Here is a 26,982-nt window from a genome sequence, read left to right as displayed (position 1 = left end):
CGTTCGCGCTCTAACCGCCCTTCTTGGCCGTCACGATCGCATAGCCGAGCTTGCCCGCCTTCGCCGCGGCAAGAGCGTGCCGCACGATGTCCTTGACGATCGACAGGTCGACGCCCGGCAATTCGACCTTCTTCAATCCGACCATGATTTCCGCCGCGAAGAGCCGTGAGCGGATCCGCTCGACGAATTCGATCAGTGCATGGTCGTGTTCTTCCGTGATGCCCGCGATCAGGCCGGCACCGGCGAGCAGAGCGAGATAGTCCTCGATCCGCCGCGCATCCGCGATGCAGGCGATCCAGGCCGCGAGCCCCTCGAGTTCGCTGGCCAGGGGACCTCGGCGCGTCAAGTCGCTCAGACCGACCCACCCGCCCGGTCTCAGCACGCGGGAGAATTCCGCGACCGCAGCCGGCTTGTCCGGAAACATGCACAACGCGCACTCACAGACGATCGCGTCGAACTGCCCGTCGGCGAACGGCAGCCTCTCGGCGTCGCCGCAGTAGAACGCGACCCTGTCGGCGAGCCCTCGTTCGGCGGCCTGATGTCGCGCCGATTCCACGTTTCTGCGCCCGGAGTCGAGGCCGACCACTTCGCACCCGAAGCGCGCAGCCAGCTCCAGCGCGCTGGTGCCCTGACCTGCGGCGACATCCAGGACGCGCGTGCCCGGTCCCAGGTTCAGGATCCGGCCCAGTCGCTCCGTAAGCCGGGCGCCGCCGGGGTGAAGCTGATCGCCGGCCAGGATCCTCACGGCGTCATGGTCATAGGCGGCTGCGCAGCACCGCTTGATGATCGTCGGCGAAGCTTCGGGGTCGTCCGCGCGCATCGGCTTGGTGTCTCTCATCGAGCCCGTCGGTCGCCGAATTCGAAGATGACAGGCTTCGGTTCGTAGGGCCGCCCCTCCCTCCAGGCCTGCCGCCGTTCCGGCTCCATGGCGTTGAGCTGCTCGCGCGCCTGCTCCCGGTAGCCGACCGAATTGTAGGCACAGAACGGGATCTGCTTGCCGCCCGGCAGCAAGAACTCCTTGCAACATTTCATGAGGTTCTTCTGGTTGAAGGTCCAGGGATCCATAAAATCCTGCAGCATGATCATGATCATGTTCTTCGCGATGCTCTTGATCGCCAGACCGTCCGGAAGCTCGCAAGCCTGGCATGAGATCGCGACCTGGCGCTGTGCCGCATCTGAGCCGGCCACGGAGGACGAGGACCAGAGGCCTTCCAGCGCGGCCCTGACCTCTCGGCTGAAATCCGGAACGATGCGGTTCGTGATGTAGTCGAGGTAGTCGCCGACATCGACGATGCGCGGCAAGGGGGTGACCTTGTCTCCCTCGATGAAGGCGTAGGTCACGGAATTGCACGTGGGAAAGCAGCACGGCACCGGCACGAAATCCGAGGCCACGAACTTGCCGCCGGTCTGTTGCTCGATCAGCCGCACAATCTCGGGGATCGTCATCCGCTTCATCGGGTCGTGAGAGAAGTGCCGGCCTGCGTGAAACGCCGGTTGGAATGTGATGCCACGGACGGCCGGATGCTCAATCGCGAATTCTACGATCCGCCCGATCTCATGTTCGTTAACGCCGCGTTCGATCGCCGGAACGATGGTCACGTCCAGGCCGATTTCGGCGAGGCGGTCCAGGGCGAAGAGCTTCTCTTCAAGAAGGTCGGGCTCGCCGCGGATCACCCGATAGGTCTCGCGTTCGAAACCGTCGAACTGGAAGTACAACGAAGGCCGCACCTGCTCAAGTTGCTTCAGGAACCCATCGTCGCGAGCGATGCGCTTGCCGTTGGTGTTGATCATCACGAAGCGGATATCGCGGGCGTGCGCGGCCCGGACGAAGTCGATGATCCGAGGATGCATCGTCGGTTCGCCGCCCGAGAACTGCACGACCTCGGGGCGCCCCTCAGTCCGGACGTAATCGTCGAGCATCTGCTCGACTTCCTCCATGCTCAGACTGAAGCCGGGCGCCGCGTCCGCGAAGCAAAGCGGGCAATCCATGTCGCACGCGCTGTTGACCTCGACGATGCCGAGGCAGGCGTGCTGTTCGTGGTCCGGGCAAAGGCCGCAATCGTGCGGGCAACCCCGATCGCGAGACGTGCCGTAAGCGAGAGGTATCGTGCCCGGCTTGTTGTAACGTGCGAACGACACGTAGGCCTGCGCATCGTCGTACACAAGCGACATGAACGTTCCGCATTGCGGGCAGCGCTTGCTCATGTAGACCTTGTTGTCGCGAAACAGGATCTTGGCGTCGATCACGGCCTTGCACGAGGGACAGATGCTGCGGGTGAGTTCGTGGAACACGTAGTCCGAGTCGGCGCGCCGGCGGCCGTCGGGTCCATCCAGAGCCACCTCGCGGCCGGACGCGGCAGGGCTTTTGGTATCCATACTCGACTCCTGCATCTCACCGGAGCTTCCAGACCGACCAAAGCAGCACCGGGGACAGTACCGCGGTCGTCAAGCAATAGAAGCAATAACCGCCGAAGTTCATCATGTCGCGGAGGCCGAGGACGTTCGCCACAGTCGCCACGCCGGCAAGGACGAGCAATGCGATCCAGATCCAGCGGGCGGGCGGCACGATCAACAGCACAAGGATCGTGATGTAGAGGACGGCGCCGATATAACCGTCGGGAATTCCGAAGGGACGCGCAAAGGGGGCGTCAGCGACCCCCTCGCACTCACGGCCGAAGAATGGGCAGATCAGGCGACCCACCAGGCGGCTCTGATAGAGCCCGACATAGATCATCGCGGCGGCGCTGGCCGCCGAGACGGCGAAGGCGAGGTAGCGAAAGGCATTCATCGTCGATGCGACCTTCTGGTACCCTCTATCGCCGCCGCGGTTCGACGGATGGCGCGGCATTATATCCGACCGCGAGTGCCTGCAAGCAACGCTTATGAACAGTTCGATCCGGCGGCGAAAAGGTTACGGTCGCCGGCCCCGATTTCGCTCGTCTTCGGGCAGGCATTCCGGATCGCGTAGCCGATCTCGTCCGCCGCAGCGTGCCGGAAGCGAAGCTGCAACCCTGCTCTCTCGCGCCTCAACCAGCCACAGATGGAAAAGGCCACCCTATGGGTGGCCCTCCTGTTTATTTCTTGAGGTCGGCGGCAAAGAACTTGGCAGCCTCGGCCTTCGATTCCTGATCAGCCTTGGCGTCGTATCTGAGCGGCAGGTTGAACTTCTTGCCGAGTTCGGTGGCCTCGGGGTTCGTGAACGCGTGCACGGCGCCGGGATACTTGATGATCCGGTAGTCGGCTTTCGCTGCGTCGAAATCCTTCTTGAGCGCATCGTACTGCTCGCGCTTCACGAAGGGGTCGTCCGCGCCGTTCAGAATGAGGATTTTCGCCTTGACCGTTCCCGGCGCCGGCGCGGGGGTGTTGAGACCGAGTGATGCGTGAAAGCCCGCAACGGCGGCGAGATCAGCGCCGGCGCGCGCCATGTTCAGCACCACCGCGCCGCCGAAGCAGTAGCCAACGGCGCCGATCCGCTGGGAATTGACCGAGGCCTGCTTGGCGAGTTGCTCCCGCGCCGCGTTGAAGCGCGACTCCATCACCTTGGGGTTCTTCATCACTGACCCCGAGAGCGCGCCGGCGTCCTTCGGGTTGTCGGCGGTCTTGGCGTCGCCGTACATGTCGGCAATGAAGGCCGTGTAGCCCTGCTCCGCGAACTTCCGCGCCTCGTTATGCATATGCTTGGTGATGCCCCACCATTCGTGCACCATCACGATGCCGGGGCGCTTGGCCTGGGTCGCATCGTCGTACACGACGAAGCCCTTCATCGTGGTCTCGCCGTCCGTATAGGTGACCGGCTCTTCCTTGACCGCTGCGTTTGCGCTCGCGACCATCGCGATGGCGCAAAGTGCTCCCACTATATTCGTTCGCATGCTGACCTCCTGCGGGTTTGGCACAACGCTACATTGGCATGCCGGTGGGTCCTGCGCTAGGCCGTGAAAGCGGTGCCGGTGCCCACGCAGACTGCGCGTCATCCATTCTTCAAGTGCTCGGGCGTCGAGCACCTTCGCCCCGACTGCCACCGTCCTTCGCAGTTGCTCGATGTCCCCAATCAGGGGGACAGACACATGGTCCACAATCAATATGATGCGAAAGCCGACCGTGTTCCGGCTATCGTCGGTTGCACATCATAAAAAGAGCTTTCCAGGGAGGGATTTGCGATGAAGCTGGCTCTTGCCGCACTTTGGATTTTCGCGGGCTCGGTTCTGATGGCCCCGGATGCCAACGCGGACATCAAGGTCGGGATCGTGGTCTCCGCGTCCGGACCTGGCTCGGCACTCGGCCAGCCGCAGATGCGGACGATCGCGGCGCTGCCGAAGGAGATCGACGGCGAGAAGGTCGTCTACATCGCGCTCGACGACGAATCGGACCCCACCAAGGGGACGCAGAACGCCCGGCGCCTCGTCATCCAGGACGGCGTCGACATCCTGATCGGCTCCTCGCTGACGCCCGTGACCATGCCGATGCTCGACGTCGCGCTGGAATCCAGGACGCCGATCATCTCGCTCGCGGCTGCAACCGCGATCGTGCAGCCGATCGACGACCGCCGCAGATGGGCGTTCAAGGTGGTGCCTAACGACGACCTGATGGCCGGAGCGATCCTCAAGCACATCGCGAAATCCGGGATCAAGACGCTCGGCTATATCGGCGTATCGGACGGCTATGGCGAAGGCTATTACAAAGAGATCAGCCGGCTCGCACCGACGCTGGGCTTGACCGTCACGACGCATGAGGTCTACGCGCGCGCCGACACCAGCGCCACTGGCCAGGCGCTGAAGGTGATCGCGACCAACCCGGAGGCCGTGTTCATCGCATCCGCCGGCACGCCCGCCGTGCTGCCGCAGGAGGCGCTGCGCGAGCGCGGCTATTCCGGCAAGATCTTCCAGACCCACGGCGTCGCGTCGGAGGAATTCATCAAGCTCGGCGGCGCCAATGTCGAGGGCGCGGTGTTTACCGGCGAGGCCTTCACCATTGCCGACGATCTGCCGGCGAACGATCCGTTCCGGCAGGTGCGTGACGCGTTCGTCTCGTCCTATGAGAAGGTGAACGGACAGAAGCCGAACATCTTCGGCGCGCATCTGTGGGACGCCATCGCCCTGTTCAAGCGGGCGGTGCCAAACGCATTGAAAGCAGCAAAACCCGGCACGCCGGAGTTTCGCGCCGCGCTGCGCGACGAGCTGGAGCGCGGCAAGGACGTCTACCTCAACAACGGCCTCTCGACCATGAGCGCGACCGACCACAATGGCTTTGACGAGCGGTCGGCGTTCCTCATCAAAGTGGAAGGCGGCAAATTCCGACTGATGAAGTAGGCGCGTCGGACCACGAGCCAGCCGTAGCGGGATTGACGCGCGGCCTCGTTCCTTTTGCCGGGACTGCGCGTCACGCAATGCGTGGCGTGCCGGCCCCGCTTATTCACCGCCCCATCGCCATCGCGGCGGCTCGCCCTTCCACCAGCACACGCCGAGGAGCAGGCCGCTCAACACCAGAACATAGGCAATGAAGCCCGGCGGCGAGTGCCGAGGTATCAACACGGCCCCGACGGCAATGAGAACCAGAAAGGCTGCGAAGGTCACCCAGCCTTGCCAGGTGATCGGGAGCCCCCAGCCCCAGCCGTAGCGCTTGGCGGGAAACCAGTATCTGGCATCACGCGGCATGGGGTTCCTCCAACAGCCGGTCTCGAAATGCTTGGCCTCAATGCTTGGCCTCAATCTTTGGCCTCACACCTTCCCCGCGCCGCAAATTCCCTTCAGTGCCTGCCATTCGGTCGCCGACAGCAGTGGCGCGCCGGTGACCGCGGCGCCGCCGTCCGCCTTGCTCATGCGCGCGAGGCGGTCCTCGGTGAGCGGATGGCTGGAAACAAGCGAGAGCCCCTTGCCGCCTTCCTTGCCGGTGACGCGCAGCATCAATTCGCCCATCGGCTGCGCCGGACGGCCGAGCCGGTGCATGGTCTCGATCGCGAACGTGTCGGCATTGCTCTCGGCGTCGCGCGAATAGGATGAGGTCACCAGCGTGCGCGAGGTGAAGATCAGCGCGCCGGAGCCGGTGATGTCGCCGAACAACAGCCCGATCAGGAACGAGGTGCCGCCATTGTGGATCAATTCGCGCATGCTGTCGCGATGCCTGACATGGCCGAGCTCGTGGGCCAGCACGCCGGCGACCTCGTCTGGGTTCTCGGCCTTCGCCAGCAATCCCTCGAACAGGTAGACCTTGCCGCCGGGTAGCGCGAAAGCGTTGGGGACCGACGTCGCCAGCACGGCGGACTGCACAGCATTGTCGAGGCCGGTAGAATGCCTGAGCGCGCCGACCAGCTTCTCGAACGCGGCCTGGCCCTCGGCATTGTCGCAGTGCTTGGCCTTGAAGATCACCTTGACCTGCGCGTCCGCGACGTCGCCAAGCCGCCGCTCGAAGGAATCCGGCACCAGCGGCGTCAGCCTTTCGGCGGCGAGCGGCACGCCGAACAGCACCACCAGCACGATCGACGCCGCGGCCGCGAGCGACCAGCCGACGATTGCGGCGACGCCCTTGCGGTTCGGCAGGTTCTCCTCCAGCCGGCCGCAGCGCGCGACGAGCTCGGCGGCGAGCTGCGGATCGCGGATCTCGAGCCGCGCCAGCGCCGGCGCGGCAAGGCAGCTCAGCCGCAACAAGCCCGACGGGCTGTCGGCACGGCGGATGTCGCCATAGGCCCAGGTTGCGAGTGCCGCGCCGTCCGCGACGAGTTCGAGTGCATCGCCGAGTCGAAGCGTCACGCTATGCCGCTTGCTCGACGTCCCGTCGAAATAGATCGCCGTGGCCCCCTGCGGGGGCCGCGCGGCGCCGGTTGCGTCATCGTTCATCGTCATGATCAGAAGCCCGCGACATCGAGACCGTCGGCGAAGCCTTCGCCGAGCGCATTGGCGAGCCCGCCGCGCGCCGTGACATTGGCCGCAGCCTCGACATTGTGCACGATCGTCGACGACAGCACGCGGACCCAGAGATCGTGCAACAGATAGACCCGCATCACCACGTTCATCGCCAGCGCGAAGGCCAGATAGCCGATGCCGGCGAAGACGATCAGCGGAATGCTCTTGGCGAATGCCTCGGTCTTGAAGAAAATCTCGATCGAGGAGCCGTCCATGCTGGCGACCAGGAACGTGCACAGCGCCAGATAGGCCGAAAATGCGACGCCGAGCAGCATGATCCAGCCGATCACCTTCCAGTACAGCCCGATCAGCGCGCTGCGCCGGAGGGTGGATTCCAGCCTGACATCGCCGAAGCGGATGCCGGACAGCCACCAGCGGCACTCGACGGCCTTGAACGCGCCATAGACGAACGGTGCGAAGATCACCAGATATAGCGCAAACGGCGTCAGCAACCACAGCCACCAGCCGCGCTTGAAGAACTCCCAGCCGCTGCCTTCGAAGCTGCCCGGCAAATCGCCGTAATAGGAATGGCGCATCTTGTAGCGCTCGAGCGCGGCCTCGCGCCACGGCAGCGCAAGGCCGAGCGTGATCATGACCAGAAGCCCCCACAGCGAGGCCTTGAGCGCGTAAATCCAGCCCGAGCCGCTCATCCAGAAGCGGACACCACGCCATACCGTGCGGGTCAGCCGATAGCGCCGCGCGCGGTAGATCGCGAACTGGCCGAAGACATAGAAGAAGGCAACCAGCGGCAGTGAGGCGAACGCCTTGACATGCTCGGCCTCGAGACCCGCGAGGAAATAGGCGAGATAGACCGGCACCAGGATCGCGAGCGCGATCAGGAAGCCGATCAGGAGCTCCTTGCCGCGGCCGGTATATTCCGCGCCGTCGCCGTCGACCAGCGTGTTGGACCAGAGATGGCGGCGGATGTCGGTCGCGAGCCAGAACCGGTAGAAGCCGACGGTGACGAACTCGAGCCCGGCGCCGCGGACGATCAAATGCAAGAACTCCTTGCGCTTCCCGGAGAACGCCACCGGCATCGGCGGCGGAACCGGCTCCGGTTGCGGCGGCCCGATCGGGGTCCAGCTCATGTCATTCACGGATCAACTCCCAGACGGCGACAATCTCTACGGATCAAAAGCACAGATTAGTCGCATCAAGTGTGATCCAGGTTTCACAGAACGTCGAGAGCGCGGCGCGACTTCGACCTGGCGGAGGGGAGCTTTGCATTAATGGGGATTGCCTGGAATGTGAAATCGGCGCGTGCAGCGCTCAAGACATTGATGTAGCCGCGCGTATCACGTCCGCCATCGCCCACGGTTTACCCTCTCCTTCCCCGCAATGCCGTCTTGACGAACACGCACGAGGCGATCTCGTTGCTGGCATCTTCGTCTCGCGGATCGCATCCGCGGTCTCTCCGAGGTCGAATTTGCGCATCCGCCCCGTTGGAGATCATGGCGGCGCCTTCCGAATTAAAACGTCGTTTCAAACGGATTTGCAGCGCCTCGACCTCCGCTTGCACCAGAACCGGCGCTAGCTTTTTGTTTTCACGCGCTTTCTTCGCGCGGATCCGGCAAACGGACCGGAGTCGGTCCGTTATCCTCAGCCGTCGACAATGCGGCCAAATGCGCGTCGAGAGCTCTTGCGTAAACGTCAGAATGGGAATGTAATTCGGTAAAACATCACCGCGCCGGCAATGCCCCGGCGCGAACCGGTTGAGGAGCCGCCCATGCACGGGACCATCGATCTCGTCGAAGACGTGAACCTGGATGCCGCGCGCGAGCGCGCTCAAACGCTTTCCCTGTCAGACTACGATCCCGGCCATCCCGAACTGTTCAAGACCGATACCTTCTGGCCGTATTTCGACCGGCTGCGCAAGGAAGACCCGGTGCACTACTGCAAGGACTCGATGTTCGGGCCGTACTGGTCGATCACCAGGTACAACGACATCATGGACATCGAGACCAACCATTCGGTGTTCTCCTCGGCCGCAGCGCTCGGCGGCATCACCATCCGCGACGTGCCGCCGGATCTGCGCCGCGAGAGCTTCATCGCAATGGATCAGCCGCGCCATTCGGCGCAGCGCAAGACCGTGGCGCCGATGTTCACGCCGACCCATCTCGACGAGCTCGCGATCAACATCCGCAAGCGCTCGACCGAATGCCTCGACAATCTGCCGCGCGGCGAGGTGTTCGACTGGGTCGACAAGGTCTCGATCGAACTGACCACGCAGATGCTCGCGGTGCTGTTCGACTTCCCCTGGGAAGACCGCCGCAAGCTGACGCGCTGGTCCGATGTTGCGACCACCCTGCCCGGCGCCGGTGGCCTCGTCGCCACCGAGGACGAGCGGCAGGCCGAACTGTTGGAATGCGCCAGCTATTTTGCGCATCTCTGGAAGGAGCGGAGCAACCAGCCGCCGAAGAGCGACCTGCTCTCGATGATGGCGCACAGCGACGCCACGCGGAACATGGACCCGAAGAACTTCCTCGGCAATCTGATCCTGCTGATCGTCGGCGGCAACGACACCACGCGCAACACGCTGTCGGGCAGCATCTATGCGCTGAACAAGCATCCGGAGCAGTACCGCAAGCTGAAGGAGAACCCGGCGCTGATCGACTCGTTCGTGCCCGAGGTGATCCGCTGGCAGACCCCGCTCGCCCACATGCGGCGCACCGCACTCGCCGATTACGAATTCCGCGGCCGGCAGATCAGGAAGGGCGACAAGGTCGTGATGTGGTACGTCTCGGGCAACCGCGACGAGGAGGCGATCGAGCGTCCTTACGAGTTCGACATCGAGCGTACCCGGCCGCGCACCCACATCTCGTTCGGCTTCGGCATCCATCGCTGCGTCGGCCTGCGCCTCGCCGAGCTGCAGCTCAAGATCATCTGGGAGGAGATCCTCAAGCGCTTCGACACGATCGAGGTGGTGGAGGAGCCGCAGCGGGTGTATTCAAGCTTCATCAAGGGCTACGAGACGCTGCCGGTGCGAATTGCGGCGTGAGGCACGATCAAAGCTGCGAGATGAATTTGAACTGCGACCACGACGGAGCTGTGCCCCCTCTCCCGCTTGCGGGGAGGGCTGGGGTGGGGGTGCCACCACAATACAGCCCTCGCGTGGAAAGAGCCCCCACCCGGATCGCATCATTCGATGCGTTGCGACCTAAGAGCGAGCTTCGCTCGTCTCGACCCCGCAAGCGGGAGAGGTGATGAACATTCGCTGGAGCGAGCTGAGATGAACGTCCAGAGCCCCATCCGTACCGACAAGGCCGAGCTGCTGCGTCAGGCGCGCGAGGAAGCCTATGCGACGCCGCTGAAGGATTTCCATCCGGGCGCGCCACGGCTATTCCAGAACGACACGCTGTGGCCGTGGTTCGAGCGGCTGCGCAAGGAAGAGCCGGTGCACTACTGCACCAACGCGCCGATCGAGCCCTACTGGTCGGTCGTCAAGTACAACGACATCATGCATGTCGACACCAGCCACGGCATCTTCTCCTCCGACTCCACGCTCGGCGGCATCTCGATCCGCGACGTGCCGCCGGGCTACGACTATCCGAGCTTCATCGCGATGGACCAGCCGAAGCACGCCCATCAGCGCAAGACCGTCTCGCCGATGTTCACGCCGACGCATCTCGACGAGCTGGCGAAGCTGATCCGCCAGCGCTCAGCCACCGTGCTCGGCAATTTGCCGCGCAACGAGCCCTTCAACTTCGTCGAGCGCGTCTCGATCGAATTGACCACGCAGATGCTGGCGACGCTGTTCGATTTCCCGTGGGAGGAGCGGCGCAAGCTGACGCGCTGGTCCGACGTCTCGACCGCGCTGCCGAAGAGCGGCATCGTCGAATCGCCGGAGCAGCGGCGGCGCGAGATGGACGAGTGCTACGCCTATTTCTCCAAGCTGTGGAACGAGCGCGTCAATGCGCCGCCGAAGAACGATCTGCTGTCGATGATGGCGCATAGCGACGCCACGCGGCACATGGACCCCGACAATCTGATGGGCAACATCATCCTGCTCATCGTCGGCGGCAACGACACCACCCGCAACACCATGAGCGGATCGGTGCTGGCACTCCACGAGCATCCGGATCAGTTCCGCAAGCTGAAGGAAAACCCGGCACTGATCGACACCATGGTGCCGGAGGTGATCCGGTGGCAGACGCCACTCGCTCATATGCGGCGCACCGCGCTTCAAGATACCGAGATCGGCGGCAAGAGGATCAAGAAGGGCGACCGCGTCGTGATGTGGTACGTCTCGGGCAACCGCGACGACGAGGTGATCGAGCGGCCCAACGAGTTCATCATCGATCGCGCCCGGCCGCGCATCCATCTGTCGTTCGGCTTCGGCATCCACCGCTGCGTCGGCATGCGCCTCGCCGAGCTGCAGCTCAGGATCGTCTGGGAGGAGATGCTGAAGCGCTTCGACCGCATCGAGGTGGTCGGCGAGCCGAAGCGGGTCTATTCCAGCTTCGTGCGCGGGATCGAAAACCTGCCGGTGCGGATCCCGGGCTAGCAGTCAACCCCTATTGGACATTTTGCAAATCCGACCAAAGCGAAGACGCGTGCTACAAGGTAGGCGCCTTGTCGCTCAACTCGTGATACAAGATTCCGTGGATATTATTCTAACTCATTTTCCAGGCCGGCCGCAGCTTGATCGCTCGCCTGACCAGGCTAGCCCGTGTCGCACCTTCCAAACCCCAACCCCGTTCGTCCCGGCCCAGGGCCCGAACAGCGGCTGCGTGACTTACAGCGTCGTTTTCGCGCGGTATCGACGCGCCTTGATCGCGCCAGCAAGCTGCGCAGCGTTTTGAAGGCGGCGATCGCAATCGTTGCCGCTACGGTTTCCTTCGCAATCGTGTGGGGCGTGGCTTCGAACCCTTGGCCCGCCGCGACAACGTTCCGGCATATCGCATCCGCTCCGAACTGCGATTTTGCCCGATTGGTCGGCTTGGCGCCCGCGAGACGGGGAGAGCCCGGCTATTGGAAACATCACGATGGCGATGGGGATGGCATTGCCTGCGAACAATGGCCGCGCCGCCGGTGAGATGTTTCGCGGTCACGCCGCGCAGCAGCAATGCCCAACTCGGACTGAGTGCGCCGGCCCTGAAGCCAATGCGTGGAAGCGCGTTGTCTTAACTGCGATTCCGAACCGATCGGTTTCTGCTGCGAAGCGCTTATCCAGCAACGATGGGGTTATAAAATTCCGGCATAGCTGCGCGAGCCAGATGCGAAGAGAATCAAGCCTCCGCCTGCCCTAAGCCTCTCGGTGTGACGACGCGCCACCGCGCGTCCCATAGCCGAGGCCATGATGGACCAGATTGCCGTTCACCAGGACAATGCGACCGGCCGAGATTGGCCGGTTGCGATCTACCGGACGCTGAAGAGCTTTGGCGTGGCGCAGGTGTCCTACGTCCCCGATGCGGGGCATTCCAAACTGATCAAGCTGTCGCACGCGGACACTGACATCAAGACCACGGTGCTGACGACCGAGGAGGAAGGCGTGGCGCTGGCCGCCGGCGCCTGGCTCGGCGGCGAGCGCGCGGTGCTCTTGATGCAATCGAGCGGCGTCGGCAACTGCATCAACATGCTGTCGCTGATGGCAAGCTGCCGCTTTCCGTTCCTGACGCTCGTGACCATGCGCGGCGAATGGGCCGAGTTCAATCCGTGGCAGATCCCCATGGGCAGGGCGACGCCGCAGACGCTCGAGGCCATGGGCGTCACCGTGCTGCGGCTGGACAACCCCGCTGACGCCGAGGAAGTGATCTCCGCCGCCGCCTCGCTCGCCTATGACAGCGACCAACAGGTCGCGGTGCTGATCTCGCAGCGGATGATCGGCCGCAAGAAGTGGACGAAGGAGACGCATTGATGTCAGCCCCTATCGGCACCCTCGATCGCCGCGCGGCGGTGAAGGCCCTGCTCACCGACCGCGGCGACCTGCTGGTGATCTCCGGACTCGGCTCCTCGACCTACGACGTGTTCGCTGCCGGCGAGCATCCCGGCAATTTCTATCTCTGGGGTGCGATGGGCGGCGCCGCGATGATCGGCCTCGGCCTCGCGCTGGCGCAGCCCAGGCGGCCCGTGCTTGTCGTCACCGGCGACGGCGAGCAACTGATGGGGATCGGCAGCCTGCTCACGATCGCGGCCGAGCAGCCGGGCAACCTTTCGATCGCCGTGCTCGACAACGGCCAATATGGCGAGACCGGGATGCAGCTCAGCCATTCCGGCCTGGGGGCGAAGCTCGACGTGATCGCGCGCGGCGCGGGGATCGCTGATATCACCGAGATCGCTGATATGGCCGGGATCGAAAGCTTCCGCGCGAGCCTGCGCGACCTCAAGGGCGGCCCGCGGCTGGCACGGATCAGGATCGCGGCCGGCGAGCTCGAACGCGCGCTGCCGCCGCGCGACGGCAGCTATCTCAAGAACCGCTTCCGCGGCCATCTCGGCTTCGCGGTGACTTGATGCGAAAGACGCGCTCAGGTGAGCTGGATATCCCAGAGCCCTTCGGCGCGGCATGCGGCGACCTCGTCGCGCAACAGCTTCGCGATCAGCGTGATCGCGTTCGAGCCGGGATGCTCCACCGGCGAAGCCAGCGTCAGCTCGCGCCGCGGCGCGGGCCGTGCGATCGGCGCGGTCTCGAGCCTTCCGTCGGCGACCTCGCCGCGCACCGAAGACGGCGGCAGCAGCGTGTATCCGAGCCCCTCCTCGACCAGGCTGGTCAGCACGCGGAACGAATCCGCCTCGAGTCTGACGTCGAGATCGAGCTTCTTCTTCGCCGCCGCATGCTCGATCAGCGCGCGGAGTCCGTGCGAATGACTTGGCAGCACCAGGCGCTGGCGCATCAGCCAGCCGAGCTCGACCTGCTTCTTCTGCTTCAGCCCGCTGCCGGGCGGACCGACTGCGACGATGCTATCGCGGCCGAGGCTTTGCACCGCCAGATGCAGATCGACCGACGGGCCGTAGATCACGGCGAGGTCCATCTCGCCGCGATGCAGCCACTCGATCAGATGGCCACTGTAGCTCTCGACGATGCAGAGCGAGATTCCGGGATAGCGTTCCATCGTGCGCCGCGCCAGCCGCGCCGACAGCACGCAGCTCACCGTCGGCACCAATCCAAGAACGACGCGCCCGGACGGCGCGCCGCCGGCGGACTGGATGTCATCGCGGATCTGGTCGATCTGCCTTACGATACCGCCGGTGCGCGCGAGCAGCAGGCGGCCGGCGTCGGTCAGCACCATGCCGCGGCCGTTGCGCGTGAACAGCTCGGTGCGCAGCTCGTGCTCAAGCAGCTTGATCTGCCGGCTCAGCGCCGGCTGCGCGACCCGCAAGGTATCGGATGCTTTGCTCAGGCTCCCGAGTTCCGCTACGCACGCAAAGGTCCTAAGCTGGCGGAAATCCATACTTGCCAATCCTGGAAGGCAGGTTCATACGCTATAACAAAACAGCATAGGGAGTTTACCGGGGCCCCACAACAGCGGGCGCTTTGCCCGCAGCTAGTGCCTTTTCCGCTCCGATGGAATCGGAACGGTGATCTAGATTCTTGTTCTGACGCGTTTTCTTCACGCGAACCGGTACCCACTTCGCTCGAAAACGCTCTGGCGCAACCTCTCGGCAAGACAACATCATGACCGCACACGACCCACAACTCGACGACCATTCCGACATCCGCGACGCGGTGGCAAAGCTCTGCGCGCAATTCCCCGGCGAATACTGGCGCAAGCTCGATCGCCGGATGGCCTATCCGAAGGAGTTCGTCGACGCGCTGACGGAAGCCGGCTACCTCTCGGTGTTGATCCCCGAGGAGTATGGCGGCGCCGGCCTGAAGCTCTCGGCGGCCGCAGCGATCCTGGAGGAGATCCAGCGCGCCGGCTGCAACGGCGGCGGCTGCCATGCCCAGATGTACACGATGGGCACGGTGCTGCGGCACGGCAACGACGCGCAGAAGGCGAAGTACCTGCCCAAGGTCGCGACCGGCGAGTTGCGGCTGCAGGCGTTCGGCGTCACCGAGCCGACCAGCGGCACCGACACCTCGTCGCTGAAAACCGTCGCGCGCCGCGAGGGCGACCACTATGTCGTCAACGGCCAGAAGATCTGGACCAGCCGCGCCGAATATTCCGACCTGATGATCCTGCTCGCGCGCACGACGCCGAAAGAGCAGTCCAGGAAGCGCACCGATGGGCTTTCGGTGTTCATCGTCGACATGCGCGAGGTGAAGGGCAAGGGGCTGGAGATCCGCCCTATCCGCACCATGATGAACCACGCCACGACCGAAGTGTTCTTCACCGACATGAAGGTGCCGGCGGAGAACCTGATCGGCGATGAAGGCAAGGGCTTCCGCTACATCCTGTCCGGCATGAATGCCGAGCGCATCCTGATCGCGGCCGAATGCATCGGCGACGCCAAGTGGTTCATCGCCAAGGCAACGAACTATGCGAAGGAGCGCAGCGTGTTCGGCCGACCGATCGGCCAGAACCAGGGCATCCAATTCCCGATCGCCAAGGCCTATGCCGCGATGCGCGCGGCCGAACTGATGGTGAAGGAAGCCACCCGCAAATATGAAGCCGGCCTCGACTGTGGCGCCGAGGCCAACATGGCCAAGATGCTGGCGGCGGACGCCTCGTGGGAAGCGGCGAACGCCTGCGTGCAGACCCATGGCGGCTTCGGCTTCGCGGAAGAGTACGACATCGAGCGCAAGTTCCGCGAGACGCGGCTTTATCAGGTGGCGCCGATCTCGACCAACCTGATCCTGTCCTATCTGGCCGAGCATGTGCTCGGCATGCCCCGCTCCTACTGAGTTCGCATCATGTTGCCGTTGGAAGGACTGACTGTCATCGCCGTCGAACAGGCGGTTGCCGCGCCGTTCTGCTCGTCGCGGCTGGCCGATGCCGGCGCCCTTGTCATCAAGGTGGAGCGGCCCGAGGGCGATTTCGCCCGCGGCTACGATGCCGCCGCCAAAGGTCAGAGCAGCTATTTCGTTTGGCTCAACCGCGGCAAGGACTCGGTGGTGATCGATCTCGCCACAAGGGAAGGCCGCGCGACGCTGGAAGAACTCATCGCGGGCGCCGACGTGCTGCTGCAGAACCTCAAGCCGGGCTCGATGGACAAGCTCGGGTTCTCGCGCGAGCGGTTGCGCAAGGACTATCCGAAGCTGATCATGTGCACGATATCAGGCTACGGCGACACCGGGCCGTACGCCGACCGCAAGGCCTATGATCTCCTGATCCAGGCCGAGAGCGGCCTTGCCTCGATCACCGGCGGGCCGGAAGGCGCCTCCCGCGTCGGCATGTCGATCGTCGATGTCGCGACCGGCGCCACCGCGCATGCCGCGATCCTGGAAGCGCTGATCGGCCGGGGCCGCACCGGCGAGGGCGCCGACATCCGCATCTCGATGTTCGACGTGATGGCCGACTGGCTCACGGTGCCGCTGCTCAATGCCGAGGACGGCAAGCCGCCGAAGCGCATCGGCCTCGCCCATCCCTCGATCGCGCCCTATGGCGTGTTCCGCTCCAAAGACGGCAAGGAAATCCTGATCTCGATCCAGAGCGAGCGCGAGTGGAAGAAGTTGTGCGCCGAGGTGCTCGACCAGCCCGGCCTGCCCGATGATCCGCGCTTTGCCAACATGGTCGAGCGCGTGCGCAACCGCGCGCTGACCGACCAGATCGTCGGCGACAGCTTTGGCAGGCTGACGCGCGAGGAGCTGCTGGCCAAGCTCGCGGCAGCCGACATCGCCTTTGCCGAGGTCAACAGCATGACCGACCTTGCAACCCACCCGCATCTCCGCCGCATCGAGGTCGACACGCCGAACGGCCGCGTCAGCTATCCGGCGCCGGCCGCGATCGTCGTCGGCGAGGACAGGCACTACGGCAAGGTGCCCGCGATCGGCGAGCGCACGAAGCGTAAAATGTGATGAGATCAGGACGAGGCGCAACCGCAAACGAGCCGCGCTCCCTCTCCCGCTTGCGGGGGAGGGCTGGGGTGGGGGTGTCGCCGCGAGTCGGACCGATGGGGTGGAGAGAGCCCCCACCCGTATCGCATCTATCGATGCGATGCGACCTAAGAGCGAGCTTCGCTCGTCTCGACCCCGCAAGCGGGAGAGGTGCAGCGAGCCTGCCCTCAGACCGAATCCATCGCGCTAAGATATATCTCACCCCGAGCAAAATCTCATGACCGATAAACTCGACCTCGATCATCTCCGCCAGTGGATCGGCCGCACCCAAGAGGCCTCCGACGTCGTCACCGCCCATCTGGTGATGGGCCTGCGCGCGACGCTGTTTCAGGAGATCGGCGAGCCGAAGACAGGCGACACCGCGCCGTGGACCACGCATTGGTGCCTGGCGCAGCCGGTGTTTCCGATGTCGCAGTTGAGCCAGGACGGCCATCCGACCCGCGGCGGCTTCCTGCCGCCGGTGCCGCTGCCGCGCCGGATGTGGGCCGGCGGCGAGCTGGAATTCTTCGACGCGCTGCGGGTCGGCGACGAACCGAAGCGGACATCGCGCATTGCAGACGTCACTGTAAAATCAGGCTCGACCGGCACGCTGTGCTTCGTCTCGGTCAATCATGAGGTGACGACGTCGCGCGGGCTGGCGATCCGCGAGCGGCAGGACATCGTCTATCGCGAGATGACGAGCACGCAATCCTCCGCGCCCGCCAAGGCGCCGCCGCCTCCCCCGGTCGCGCAGCATCGCGAGAGCCACGTTTCCGATCCGGTGCTGCTGTTCCGCTACTCGGCGCTGACCTTCAACGGCCACCGCATCCACTACGACCGCGACTACGTCACCAAGGTCGAGGGCTATCCCGGCCTGATCTTCCACGGCCCGCTGCAGGCCGCCTTCATCGTCGAATTCGCCGCCAAGCTGCGTGGCGGCAAGCCGCCGAAGAAGCTGGTCTATCGCGGCGTGCAGCCGCTGTTCGAGGGCAGCGAGTTCTCGATCAATGCCAGCGAGAAGGACGGCGGCCTGGAACTGTGGACCGCGAATGCCGAAGGGCAGCCGACCATGAAGGGCACGGCGACCTGGTAAGGCTCGGAGGAGGCCACGGCACCTCCGGCTTTCGCGAAGGCCGGACATCCCGTACTGTAGTGCGATCCATCCTGGAATATCGGTTCTGATTGAATCAGAACCGATGCTCCAGATTCCTGTCTTGACGCGTTTTCTTCGCGCGAACCGGTGTCCATCCCGGATCAGGTCCGGGACAGGCTTCGCTCGAAAACGCTTTGGGTCCGCAGATCATGAGTCGCTTCTGGAGTTCGGTCGTCCACAATCTGTCGCCATACGTGCCCGGCGAGCAGCCGAAGATCGATGGCCTGATCAAGCTCAACACCAACGAGAACCCCTACGCACCGTCGCCGCACGCCCTGGCGGCGATCGCCGCCGCGACGGATCGACTGCGGCTCTACCCCGATCCGCGCGCGACCGCACTGCGCGAGACGATCGCGGCCCGCTATGGCGTCGCGCCCGAGGAGGTGTTCGTCGGCAACGGCTCGGACGAGGTGCTGGCCCATACCTTCCAGGCCCTGCTGAAGCATGATGCGCCGCTGCTGTTCCCTGACATCACCTACAGCTTCTACCCGGTCTATTGCCGCCTCTACGGCATCCGGCACGAGGCGGTGCCGCTCGATGCCGCGATGCGGGTGCGGCTTGCCGACTACCGGCGCCCATGCAGCGCCATCCTGCTGTGCAACCCGAACGCCCCGACCGGCATCGCGCTGCCGCGCGACGCAATCGAAGCGTTCGTCACCGAACACCCCGACCAGCTCGTGGTGGTCGACGAGGCCTATGTCGACTTCGGCGCCGAGAGCGCCGTCCCGCTGGTGGCGCGCCACGACAATCTCCTTGTGATCCAGACCCTCTCCAAGTCGCGCGCGCTGGCAGGCTTGCGCGTCGGCTTCGCCATTGGCCAGCGTCCGCTGATCGAGGCGCTGGAGCGGGTGAAGGACAGCTTCAACTCCTATCCGCTGGATTGCTTTGCACTCGCCGGCGCGGCTGCCGCCATCAAGGACGACGGCTGGTTTCAGGAGACGCGCCAACGCATCATCGCCAGCCGCGAGACGCTGGTTCACGGCCTCGCCGAGCTGGGCTTCGAGGTGCTGCCGTCGCTCGCGAACTTCGTGTTCGCGCGCCATCCCGGCCATCGCGGTGCGGACCTTGCGGCCCCGCTGCGCGAGCGCGGCGTCCTCGTCCGGCATTTCCAGAAACCGCGGATCGAGGACTTCCTGCGCATCACGGTCGGAACCGACGAGCAATGCAACCGCTTGATTGCCCTGTTGCGTGACATCATCTGATTCCGCATTGGGCCTCCGCGACGACGTCGATTGCGATCGATGGCGACACCACGCATAGTGCCACCATCGAATAACAATAAGAACTGATAGGGAGGCAACCATGAGGACGCTCGCAGCCGCGCTGTGTGCGCTAACGCTGATCGCAACCGGCGCGCAGGCACAGACGCTCAAGGATTTCATGGCGACAGTCATGAAGAAGTGGACCGCGCCGTTCGAGCCGTTCCAGCTGATCGGCAACATCTATTACGTCGGCACCGACGGGATCGCGGTCTACATCATCAAGACCTCGCAGGGCCTGATCCTGATGGACACGGCGATGCAGCAGTCGACCGGCATGATCAAGGACAACATCAGCAAGCTCGGCTTCAAGGTCGGCGACATCAAATACATCCTCAACTCGCATGCCCATCTCGACCACACCGGCGGCTTCGCCGAGATCAAGAAGGAGACCGGCGCGCAATTGGTTGCCGGTGAGCGCGACAAGCCGTTGCTCGAGGGCGGCTACTATCCGGGCGACGAGAACAACGCCGATCTTGCCTTTGCGCCCGTAAAGGTGGACCGCACGGTCAAGGAAGGCGACAAGGTGACGCTTGGCGACGCCACTCTGACCGCGCATGCGACGCCCGGCCACTCGCCCGGCTGCACGAGCTGGGAGATGACGGTCAAGGACGGCGACCAGGACCGCAACGTGCTGTTCTTCTGCAGCGGAACGGTCGCGCTGAACCGGCTGGTCGGCCATCCGACCTATCCCGGCATCGTCGACGACTACCGGTCGACCTTCGCCAAGGTCAAGGCCATGAAGGTCGACGTGCTGCTCGGGCCGCATCCCGAGGTCTACGGCATGCAGGCCAAGCGCGCGCAAATGAAGGACGGCGCGCCGAACCCGTTCGTCAGGCCCGGTGAGAATGTGGTCTATGTGACAGGGCTCGAACAGGATTTCGACAAGCAGCTCGCCAAGCAGACCGCCGCATTGCAGAAAACCGACTAGCCGCCGCGCGCAATTTTAGCCGTTGCCTCGGCAACTATGAGTGCAGCGGCTTGACTTCACCGGGCAATCCATCGACAGGTGGATTGCCTTTCCGCTTTTGCCGCTCGCAATGACGGAACGTAACAGACTGGAAATGGGAGCCGCCCGATGTCATCCCGCAAGCCCGCCGCCACGAAAGGCAAGGCCGTCACCGTCAAGGACGCCACCTTCGGCCTCCTCCGCGCGTGGGGCATCGGACGCGTGTTCGGCAATCCCGGCTCGACCGAGCTGCCGTTCCTGAGCGACTGGCCCGACGACATCGACTATGTGCTCGGCCTGCAGGAGGCTTCGGTCGTCGGCATGGCCGACGGCTACGCGCTGGCAACGCGCAATGCCGGCTTCGTCAATCTGCATTCGGCGGCCGGCGTCGGCAACGCTCTCGGCAACATCTACAACGCCTATCGCAACCAGACCCCGCTCGTGATCACCGCGGGACAGCAGGCGCGCTCGATCATGCCGCTGCAGGCGTTCCTCTATGCCGAGCGTGCTTCGGAATTTCCGCGGCCTTATGTGAAGTTCGCGGTCGAACCGGCGCGCGCGGAGGACGTGCCGGCCGCGATCGCGCGCGCCTATTATGTCGCGATGCAGCCGCCGTGCGGGCCGACCTTCGTCTCGGTGCCGATCGACGACTGGAACCATGCGACGCAGCCGCTCGAGGCGCGCCAGGTCAGCCGCGAGATCGGCCCCGATCCCTCCGCGATGCAGGCCCTGGTGGCTGCGCTCGGCGACGCCAAGCGCCCTGCCCTCGTCGTCGGTCCCGCCGTCGATCGCGCGGAAGCCGTCGACCTGATGGTGAAGGTCGCCGAGAAGGCCAAGGCGGCGGTCTGGGTCAGCCCGTTTTCGGCGCGCTGCTCGTTCCCCGAGCACCATCCGCAGTTCGCCGGCTTCCTGCACGCCTCACCCGGCCAGCTGTCAGATGCGCTGCGCGACTATGATCTCGTCGTCGTGATCGGCGCGCCGGTGTTCACCTTCCATGTCGAGGGCCATGCCGCGATCTTCGACGGATCGACCACGATCTTCCAGATCACCGACGATCCCGACGCCGCCGCGATGACGCCCACGGGCCGCAGCATCATCGCCACCATGAAGCCGGCGCTGTCGACACTGCTCGACATGCTGCCCGAGACGAAGCGTGCCGCACCCGCGGGCCGCATCTTGCCGCCGGCGCCCGCCGGAAGCGACCCGATCCCCGCCGAATATGCGCTGCATGCGCTCTCGGCCGCGATGGGCCCTCAGGATGCGCTGGTCGAGGAAGTGCCGTCGCACCGTCCCCTGATGCAGAAGGTGATGCCGATGCGCGGTCAGGACAGCTTCTACACCATGGCGAGCGGCGGCCTCGGCTACAGCCTGCCCGCCGCGGTCGGCATGGCGCTCGGCCGCCGCGAGGGACGCACCGTCTGCCTGATCGGCGACGGCTCGGCGATGTATTCGATCCAGGCGCTGTGGACCGCAGCGCAACGCAAGCTGCCGCTGACGGTCGTGGTCATGAACAATTCCGGCTACGGCGCGATGCGCTCGTTCAGCCAGGTGATGCAGGTGCGCAACGTGCCGGGCCTGGAATTGCCCGGCATCGATTTCGTCAAGCTCGCGGACGGCATGGGCTGCGACGCGGTGCGGGTGACGAAATCGGCCGATCTCGCCAGCGCTTACAAGCGCGGCCTCTCGCACCAGGGCGCGAGCCTCATTGAGGTGATGGTGGATTCCGCGGTGCCGCTGCTCTACGCGCAGAAGAGCTGAGCGCAGTGGCGACGGCTGCCTTCGCTAAAGCGCAATGAGTTTGGGTCGAATGGCAACCGCGACGGCGCCGCGCTCCCTCGCCCCGTTCTTACGGGGAGAGGTTGGGGTGAGGGGCCCTCTCCGCGTATACGGCGATAGCTGCGTTTGCGGTGACTCCCCCTCACCCGGAACGCATCTAACGATGCGTTCCGACCTCTCCCCGCACGCGGGGCGAGGTGAAGCGGAGGCCGTTGCTCGATTCGAAGTAGACCGATCTTGTCTAGTGCGAGGGCACCGGCTCCCGCTCCAATGCCGGCGCGAATGGCTCCGGCACCTCGCAGCCGGTGGCGCAGCAGCGTCCCGGCTGCTTTGACACCCGGCGCCCCTCGTCGACGAGGCCGCGGCCGAGCAGGTTCTCAACCAATTCGGCCTTCTCCATGACTGGATAATTGCGCCAGATCTCGCGCTTCATCGCTTCCGGGGAGCCACCGCCGTGCAGCGAGATCACCGAATACCAGCCGGCCTCATGCGAGACGGTAAGGTCCTCGATCAGCCGCGCCACCTCGGCGCGCTGCTCGCTCGGGATGTCCGGACGTCCGCCCATGACCGCGGCGAGCGATGCGCGCGTCTCCGGATTGTGGTCCTCGTCCGGCCCCGGCAGCGCGACAATCAGTCCGCCGGAGACATAATGCGCCACACGGTGCATGTCGTAGATCTTCGTCGCCAGCAGCAGCTTGCCGATGTTCGAGAACACCGCATCCGGCATCACCGACCCGGCCGGGTCCTTCGTGCAGTAGACCGAGGACGCGACGCCGCAGGCGTAAAAGCTCTCGGTGATGGTGATGAGCTCGACCATCGCCTCGCGGATATGCGCATGCTTCTCCGCATCGAGCCCGTTCGCCTCGATCATCAGCGCACCCGCGCCGATCAGCAGATCGCCGAACCCGGCGCGCGCTCCGATGCAGGAATGCCGATGGTGCGTGGCATAGGAGGTGGTGAGAAAACCGCCCTCCTCGGTCTCGCCGGCGAGGAAGACGCGATCATGCGGCACGAACACGTCGTCGAAGACAACGACGCCGACCGACTGGCCATACCTTGCCGAGAATTTCGCGGACGCTTCGCCTGGACGGCCAGCCGGGCGCGCGATGATCGTGACGCCGGGCGCATCGACCGGCACCGCACAGCACACTGCAAAATCCTTGTCATCAGGCACATGGGTCCGGCACGGCATCACCAGGAATTCGTGCATATAAGGCGCGCCAGTGACGATCGCCTTGGTGCCGCGGATCACGATGCCGTCTTTCCGGCGTTCCTTGATGTGCACATAGACATCGGAATTGGCCTGCAGGCCCGGGCGTTTCGAGCGGTCACCCTTCGCGTCGGTCATCGCGACGCCGAGCGTCAGGTCGTTGTCCTGGACCTCGTGCAGATAATTGAGAAAGCGCTGGCTGTAGTCGGTGCCGTGGCGATCGTCGGTCAGCCTGGTCGCCTGGTAGAGGCCGTTGAGCGCATCGTGGGTGAGGTAGCGCTGCGCGCAACCCGACGTCTTGCAGACCAGCCGCACCGCCTCGAGCTTGTAGAGCAAGTCCTGCGAGCTCTCGTTGATGTGGAGCATGCGATTGACGGTCTTGCCCGAGGTGCCCTGCCGCGCCGTCATGATCGGCGCATACTCGGCGCGATGGGCAAAATCGTAGGTCACGCCGACGCCCGCGATGCCGGGCGCCAGCAACGGCTCGTCCGCGACGCTCGCAACGGCACTGCCGTTGACGAACACGCGCGGCTTGTAGCGGCGCAGGGACTCCCGGTAGTCGGCGGCCGTCATCAGCATGGCGCTCCTCCCTTGCTCATTTATTCTAACATTGTTAAATTATCTAACGACGTTAGAATCGAGTCAAGGATGGAATCGGCCGACGATGCAGACGCGCGAGAACAGGAAGGAAGCGGTCAGCCGGCACAAGCGGGAGCTGATTCTCGACGCGGCGCGCAGCGTGTTCGCGGAAGAAGGCCTCGAAGGCGCAAGCCTGCGGGCGATCGCGACGCGCGCCGGCTACACGCCGGCGGCGCTCTACTTCCACTTCGATTCCAAGGAAGCGATCTATGCCGAGGTGCTGCGGCAATCGCTGGCCTCGTTGGGCGAAGCGGTCAGCGCCGCTGTCGCGGCGACGCGCGGTGCCAGGCAACGGCTGCACTCCGCAGGCATGGCCTTCTTCCGCTATTATGCTGACAATCCGCGCGACCTCGACCTCGGCTTCTATTTGTTCCGGGGCGGCATGAAACCGGCCGGGCTCGGCCACAATCGCGACCGGGAGCTGAACGCCGCGCTCGAGGCTGCCTTGCATCCGATCGCGGAAGCGGCCGAAGCGCTTGGCGCATCGCGACAAAAGGCCAACACCGTGATGGTGGACTGCTTCGCCCACGCGACTGGCCTGCTGCTGTTGCTGCACACCGGCCGCATCAGGATGTTCGGCGCCTCGGCGCCCGATCTGATGGACGCCTATCTCCGCGACAAGATCGCGCAACTCGGCAAGGAGTGACGCCATGCTGACGATCGATCCACGACGATCGCTGCTCCTGATCGTCGACTTCCAATCCCGCCTGATGCCGGCGATCCATGAGGGCGCCACGGCGATCAGGAACGCCAGGCGGTTGATCGACATGGCGGAGCTGATGAACATTCCGACCGTCTTCACCGAGCAGAACGCGAAGGGTCTCGGCGCAACCGTCGCCGAACTGGCGGTCAGCGAGGCCCGCCTGATCCACAAGATGACGTTCGATGCGGTCCGCGAGCCTGAATTCCTCGAGGCAGTCGCCGGCGACAGGCATGTCATCGTCGCGGGCTGCGAGGCACACGTGTGCGTGCAGCAGACCGTGCTGGGTCTGCTCGACGCGAAGCGCAAGGTCTACGTCGTGCGCGACGCGCTCGGCTCGCGCCGCCTCGAGGACAAGGAAACCGCAATCCGCCGCATGGAGCGGCACGGCGCGGAGATCGTGACCACCGAGATGGTTGTGTTCGAATGGCTGGAAACCGCGGAGCACAAGCGGTTTCGCGAGGCGATCGCGCTGATCAAGTGACGGCAACAGACGCCGCGCGGCAGCCGCAAAGCGTTGCTTTCTCCGTGCCATGCAGCGAAGCGATCGACGCCTCCGCAAACACGTAAGGGACGCACCGGTGGCAGGGCTCCCTCCCCCCTTGCGGGGGAGGGAGCCTGACCTGTGTGCTCACCTTACACGAACGGCTAGCGACACCTTCGCCCTCGCAATCACGGTGAGGCTGCAACACACGCGCTCGCCACCCTTGCCTTCGATTACTTCCCGTGCGCCTCGCGCATCTTGGCCTGGATCTTGGCCATGCCGCCGATCCAGCGGTCGTAGTTCTCGGTCTTCTTGCGCATATAGCCGAGCACCTGCGGGTGCGGCAGGATCAGGAACGTCTCCTGCTCAATGCCTTTCAGCGCGTCCTGCGCGACCTGCTCCGGCGTCAGATCGCCGTCGCCGGATTGCGGGCCCTTCGGGATCGAGCGCAGCATGTTGGTGTCGACGCCCTGCGGGCAGAGAATCGAGACCTTGATGTTGTCGGCACGATGCGAGATTGCGAGGTTCTCGGCGAAACCGACCGCCGCGTGCTTGGTGGTCGAATAGGCCGGGCTGCCGACCTGCGACAGCAGGCCTGCGGCGGAAATCGTGTTCAGGAAATATCCGCCGCCGCGCGCCTTCATGCGTGGCACCAGATGCCGCGCGGCATAGACATGCGCCATGACGTGGATCGCCCAGCTCCGCGACCACGGCTCGTCCGAGGTGCCGCCGGCATTCACCGACAGCGGATCGAAGCCGCCGCCGATGCCGGCATTGGAGCAGAACAGCCCGATCGGGCCGAACATCCGCTCGGTCGCCTCGATCACATGCAGGACGTTCTTCTCCTGCCCGACATCGCATTTGAACGCGGCGCCGCCGACCGAGGCGGCGACCTTCTCGGCGGCCGCATGATCGAGATCGACCACCACGACCTTGGACGCGCCGGCGGCATGGAACGCCTCGCACAGCGCCTTGCCGATGCCATTGCCACCGCCGGTGACCACCACGATTTTACCCGCCACCTGCATGGCCATCCTCCCGATATCTTGATCCCAGAGCATGATCCGGAAAAGTGGAAGCCGGCTTTCCGAACAGATGCTCCAACAAAGAGGGATCATGATAACCCAACTTTTGCCGATGCATGATCTTTTCGAAAGAGAGCGGCCGCGATTTTGCACGGACCCGTCCGCCGGGTCCGGATGCCGATGTGGTCGGCCTGACGCTCAGCTCGCCAGCACGACGTCAACCACGGCCGTGTAGTGGCAGGCCGCGCCGAGCAGCACGAAGCAGTGCCAGATTGCGTTCTGGAAGCGCAGCCGCCGCCAGGTGTGGAAGATCACGCCAAGGCTGTACAGGATGCCGCCGGCGAGCACGAAGCCGAGCGCTATGCCCGGCAATGCCTTCACCACAGCGTCACGGAGCATGATGCCGCTCCAGCCCATCGCGAGATAGAGCCCGACCGAGAGGCGGTCGAAGCGGCCGGGATAGGCAAGCTTCAGCCAGATGCCGACGATCGCCACGCACCAGACGCCGACGAGCAGCGCGATCGCGAAATAGCTGTTCTTCAGTTCCACGATGAACGGCGTGTAGGTCGCCGCGATCAACAGATAGATCGCCGAGTGATCGAAGCGCCGCAGCACCCATTTCGCACGCGACACCGGCCAAAGATTATAGGTCGCCGACAGCCCCAGCATCGCGAGCAGGCCGGCGACATAGACCGACACCACGGCAATGTCGAAGCCGCTGGCATAGACCGCGGTCAGCACGATCAACGCGGTGGCGGCGACCAGCCCAAAGCAGACGCCGACGATATGAACGACGCCGTCCGCGATCAGCTCGGCGCGGTCATAGTTCCACAGCGCGGCGCCGGCCGCGTGGATCGAGGTCGATGCGAGTTGCTTCAGGCGGAAGATCGTCATTCCGGGACGCTTTCCTCAGTGCCAATTAAACATCGGTATCACCGGAGCGGCAGCGCGCTCAACCCCTCGCCTGCAAAGGCGCCG

The 26,982-nt window shown here is 64.6% G+C and carries 25 protein-coding genes; 14 read left to right on the top strand and 11 right to left on the bottom strand.

The features are described from left to right. Nucleotides 1-10: 10 nt before the first annotated feature. The 4 genes from MTX19_RS08525 to MTX19_RS08510 form a co-directional block, all read right to left on the bottom strand. Nucleotides 11-820, bottom strand: a complete 810-nt coding sequence (locus tag MTX19_RS08525) for a class I SAM-dependent methyltransferase (protein ID WP_280983239.1) — start codon at nucleotides 818-820, stop codon at nucleotides 11-13. A 14-nt stretch (nucleotides 821-834) separates the two neighbouring features. Beyond that, nucleotides 835-2,376, bottom strand: a complete 1,542-nt coding sequence (locus MTX19_RS08520; protein WP_280985925.1) for a radical SAM protein — start codon at nucleotides 2,374-2,376, stop codon at nucleotides 835-837. Nucleotides 2,377-2,392: 16 nt separating this feature from the next. Then, the gene (locus tag MTX19_RS08515; RefSeq protein ID WP_280983236.1) at nucleotides 2,393-2,848 is read right to left on the bottom strand and encodes a vitamin K epoxide reductase family protein; all 456 of its coding nucleotides are present in this window, start codon (nucleotides 2,846-2,848) and stop codon (nucleotides 2,393-2,395) included. Nucleotides 2,849-3,074: 226 nt separating this feature from the next. Next, nucleotides 3,075-3,869 (bottom strand): dienelactone hydrolase family protein, encoded by a 795-nt coding sequence (locus MTX19_RS08510; protein ID WP_280983235.1) that lies wholly within the window; start codon nucleotides 3,867-3,869, stop codon nucleotides 3,075-3,077. Nucleotides 3,870-4,157: 288 nt separating this feature from the next. Here MTX19_RS08510 and MTX19_RS08505 point away from each other — a divergent pair, with 288 nt between their 5' ends. Beyond that, nucleotides 4,158-5,306: an ABC transporter substrate-binding protein gene (locus MTX19_RS08505; RefSeq protein WP_280983234.1), complete on the top strand. Its 1,149-nt coding sequence runs from the start codon at nucleotides 4,158-4,160 to the stop codon at nucleotides 5,304-5,306. Between the two features lie 99 nt (nucleotides 5,307-5,405). Here MTX19_RS08505 and MTX19_RS08500 read toward each other — a convergent pair whose 3' ends face one another. The 3 genes from MTX19_RS08500 to MTX19_RS08490 all read right to left on the bottom strand — a co-directional run bounded on the left by MTX19_RS08500 (nucleotide 5,406) and on the right by MTX19_RS08490 (nucleotide 7,984). Next, entirely contained in the window at nucleotides 5,406-5,651 is a 246-nt protein-coding gene (locus tag MTX19_RS08500) for a hypothetical protein (RefSeq protein ID WP_280983233.1), read from the bottom strand. Nucleotides 5,652-5,714: 63 nt separating this feature from the next. Then, nucleotides 5,715-6,830, bottom strand: coding sequence for a M48 family metallopeptidase (locus MTX19_RS08495; protein ID WP_280984732.1), 1,116 nt, complete (start codon nucleotides 6,828-6,830; stop codon nucleotides 5,715-5,717). An 8-nt stretch (nucleotides 6,831-6,838) separates the two neighbouring features. Beyond that, the gene (locus MTX19_RS08490) at nucleotides 6,839-7,984 is read right to left on the bottom strand and encodes a DUF898 family protein (protein ID WP_280984731.1); all 1,146 of its coding nucleotides are present in this window, start codon (nucleotides 7,982-7,984) and stop codon (nucleotides 6,839-6,841) included. 638 nt (nucleotides 7,985-8,622) lie between these two features. On the opposite strand from MTX19_RS08490, the gene MTX19_RS08485 reads away from it, so the two are divergent. The 5 genes from MTX19_RS08485 to MTX19_RS08465 all read left to right on the top strand — a co-directional run bounded on the left by MTX19_RS08485 (nucleotide 8,623) and on the right by MTX19_RS08465 (nucleotide 13,346). Beyond that, nucleotides 8,623-9,894, top strand: coding sequence for a cytochrome P450 (locus MTX19_RS08485; RefSeq protein ID WP_280983232.1), 1,272 nt, complete (start codon nucleotides 8,623-8,625; stop codon nucleotides 9,892-9,894). Nucleotides 9,895-10,125: 231 nt separating this feature from the next. Next, nucleotides 10,126-11,400: a cytochrome P450 gene (locus tag MTX19_RS08480; protein WP_280983231.1), complete on the top strand. Its 1,275-nt coding sequence runs from the start codon at nucleotides 10,126-10,128 to the stop codon at nucleotides 11,398-11,400. Nucleotides 11,401-11,565: 165 nt separating this feature from the next. Next, entirely contained in the window at nucleotides 11,566-11,931 is a 366-nt protein-coding gene (locus tag MTX19_RS39210; protein WP_348638272.1) for an excalibur calcium-binding domain-containing protein, read from the top strand. A 261-nt stretch (nucleotides 11,932-12,192) separates the two neighbouring features. Continuing rightward, nucleotides 12,193-12,753, top strand: coding sequence for a thiamine pyrophosphate-binding protein (locus MTX19_RS08470; RefSeq protein ID WP_280983230.1), 561 nt, complete (start codon nucleotides 12,193-12,195; stop codon nucleotides 12,751-12,753). Continuing rightward, nucleotides 12,753-13,346, top strand: a complete 594-nt coding sequence (locus MTX19_RS08465) for a thiamine pyrophosphate-dependent enzyme (RefSeq protein ID WP_280983229.1) — start codon at nucleotides 12,753-12,755, stop codon at nucleotides 13,344-13,346. Before MTX19_RS08470 ends, MTX19_RS08465 begins: the two co-directional genes overlap by 1 nt. Nucleotides 13,347-13,360: 14 nt before the next feature. Here MTX19_RS08465 and MTX19_RS08460 read toward each other — a convergent pair whose 3' ends face one another. Then, complete coding sequence (locus tag MTX19_RS08460) at nucleotides 13,361-14,284, bottom strand: LysR substrate-binding domain-containing protein (protein WP_280985924.1); 924 nt, start codon at nucleotides 14,282-14,284, stop codon at nucleotides 13,361-13,363. Between the two features lie 224 nt (nucleotides 14,285-14,508). Here MTX19_RS08460 and MTX19_RS08455 point away from each other — a divergent pair, with 224 nt between their 5' ends. The 6 genes from MTX19_RS08455 to mdlC all read left to right on the top strand — a co-directional run bounded on the left by MTX19_RS08455 (nucleotide 14,509) and on the right by mdlC (nucleotide 21,928). Then, nucleotides 14,509-15,678, top strand: coding sequence for an acyl-CoA dehydrogenase family protein (locus MTX19_RS08455; protein WP_280983227.1), 1,170 nt, complete (start codon nucleotides 14,509-14,511; stop codon nucleotides 15,676-15,678). A gap of 9 nt (nucleotides 15,679-15,687) precedes the next feature. Continuing rightward, complete coding sequence (locus MTX19_RS08450; protein ID WP_280983226.1) at nucleotides 15,688-16,791, top strand: CaiB/BaiF CoA-transferase family protein; 1,104 nt, start codon at nucleotides 15,688-15,690, stop codon at nucleotides 16,789-16,791. A gap of 256 nt (nucleotides 16,792-17,047) precedes the next feature. Beyond that, complete coding sequence (locus MTX19_RS08445; RefSeq protein ID WP_280983225.1) at nucleotides 17,048-17,902, top strand: MaoC family dehydratase N-terminal domain-containing protein; 855 nt, start codon at nucleotides 17,048-17,050, stop codon at nucleotides 17,900-17,902. Between the two features lie 209 nt (nucleotides 17,903-18,111). Continuing rightward, nucleotides 18,112-19,164 (top strand): histidinol-phosphate transaminase, encoded by a 1,053-nt coding sequence (hisC, locus tag MTX19_RS08440; RefSeq protein WP_280983224.1) that lies wholly within the window; start codon nucleotides 18,112-18,114, stop codon nucleotides 19,162-19,164. 100 nt (nucleotides 19,165-19,264) lie between these two features. Continuing rightward, nucleotides 19,265-20,152 carry a BJP family subclass B3 metallo-beta-lactamase gene (gene blaBJP / locus MTX19_RS08435; protein WP_280983223.1) on the top strand — a complete coding sequence of 296 codons (888 nt, stop codon included), beginning with the start codon at nucleotides 19,265-19,267 and terminating at the stop codon, nucleotides 20,150-20,152. Nucleotides 20,153-20,299: 147 nt separating this feature from the next. Further along, nucleotides 20,300-21,928, top strand: a complete 1,629-nt coding sequence (gene mdlC / locus MTX19_RS08430) for a benzoylformate decarboxylase (RefSeq protein ID WP_280983222.1) — start codon at nucleotides 20,300-20,302, stop codon at nucleotides 21,926-21,928. A 259-nt stretch (nucleotides 21,929-22,187) separates the two neighbouring features. On the opposite strand, the gene MTX19_RS08425 is transcribed toward mdlC, so the two are convergent. After that, on the bottom strand, nucleotides 22,188-23,735 hold the full coding sequence (locus MTX19_RS08425; protein WP_280983221.1) for a 4-hydroxyphenylacetate 3-hydroxylase N-terminal domain-containing protein: 1,548 nt from the start codon (nucleotides 23,733-23,735) through the stop codon (nucleotides 22,188-22,190). Nucleotides 23,736-23,820: 85 nt separating this feature from the next. Between MTX19_RS08425 and MTX19_RS08420 the strand changes: the two genes are divergently transcribed. Then, nucleotides 23,821-24,441, top strand: coding sequence for a TetR/AcrR family transcriptional regulator (locus MTX19_RS08420; protein ID WP_280983220.1), 621 nt, complete (start codon nucleotides 23,821-23,823; stop codon nucleotides 24,439-24,441). A 4-nt stretch (nucleotides 24,442-24,445) separates the two neighbouring features. Continuing rightward, nucleotides 24,446-24,979 carry an isochorismatase family protein gene (locus MTX19_RS08415; RefSeq protein ID WP_280983219.1) on the top strand — a complete coding sequence of 178 codons (534 nt, stop codon included), beginning with the start codon at nucleotides 24,446-24,448 and terminating at the stop codon, nucleotides 24,977-24,979. A gap of 233 nt (nucleotides 24,980-25,212) precedes the next feature. Here the strand turns inward: MTX19_RS08415 and MTX19_RS08410 are convergent, their stop codons facing one another. Both MTX19_RS08410 and MTX19_RS08405 read right to left on the bottom strand, forming a co-directional pair. Then, on the bottom strand, nucleotides 25,213-26,007 hold the full coding sequence (locus tag MTX19_RS08410) for an SDR family oxidoreductase (RefSeq protein WP_280985923.1): 795 nt from the start codon (nucleotides 26,005-26,007) through the stop codon (nucleotides 25,213-25,215). A 195-nt stretch (nucleotides 26,008-26,202) separates the two neighbouring features. Beyond that, nucleotides 26,203-26,898 carry a hemolysin III family protein gene (locus MTX19_RS08405; RefSeq protein ID WP_280983218.1) on the bottom strand — a complete coding sequence of 232 codons (696 nt, stop codon included), beginning with the start codon at nucleotides 26,896-26,898 and terminating at the stop codon, nucleotides 26,203-26,205. Between the last annotated feature and the right edge of the window lie 84 nt (nucleotides 26,899-26,982).

The organism is Bradyrhizobium sp. ISRA464 (assembly GCF_029910095.1).
In the GTDB taxonomy this organism is placed as follows: Bacteria; Pseudomonadota; Alphaproteobacteria; order Rhizobiales; family Xanthobacteraceae; genus Bradyrhizobium.
This window is presented reverse-complemented; position numbering and strand designations above follow the sequence as displayed.